Annotated in this window: 1 protein-coding gene; it reads right to left on the reverse strand. The window is 78.1% G+C overall.

Annotated features, from left to right (window positions below):
- Positions 1-459: Rossmann-fold NAD(P)-binding domain-containing protein (locus GTQ99_RS23905; protein WP_476702864.1), on the reverse strand; the 459-nt coding region annotated here is incomplete at its 3' end.
- Positions 460-524: the final 65 nt, after the last annotated feature.

The following is a 524-nucleotide window of genomic DNA, read 5'->3' on the forward strand; positions in this document are numbered from 1 at the left end:
GATCAGGCCCAGGCCGACGACGCCGAAGACGCGCCCGCCGAGCTGGTGCAGCGGGCGCACCGGGCGCAGCCCGCCGCTGCCGTCGCGCACCCCGCGGTCCATCCACGCGATGCGGCGGGCCGCCGCCAGCGCCAGGGCGATCGCGTGGTCGGACACCGACTCCGTGCCGTAGTCGGGGACGTTGCAGACCGCGACGCCGCGGGCGGTGCAGGCGGCGACGTCGACGGTGTCGACGCCGACGCCGTAGCGGCCGACGGCGCGCACGGTGGGCAGCGCGTCCAGGACGCCGGCGTCGATGCGCGCGTACTGCACGACGAGGGCGTCGGCGCCGGCGGCGGCGGCGACGACGTCGTCCGCGGCGCCCGAGGGGGCCAGGACGAGCTCGGCGCCGGCGGCGTCCGCGACGGCCCGCTCCTCGGCGAGGGAGTCGTGGTCGCAGTCGGTGATGACGATCTTCACGGCGTCCTCCTCGGGTGCGCTGCGCTGCGCGGGGGGCAGGTGGGTGCCACCGGGCTCCTCCTGGT

This window comes from Kineococcus vitellinus, from assembly GCF_009906315.1.
In the GTDB taxonomy this organism is placed as follows: domain Bacteria; phylum Actinomycetota; class Actinomycetes; order Actinomycetales; family Kineococcaceae; genus Kineococcus; species Kineococcus vitellinus.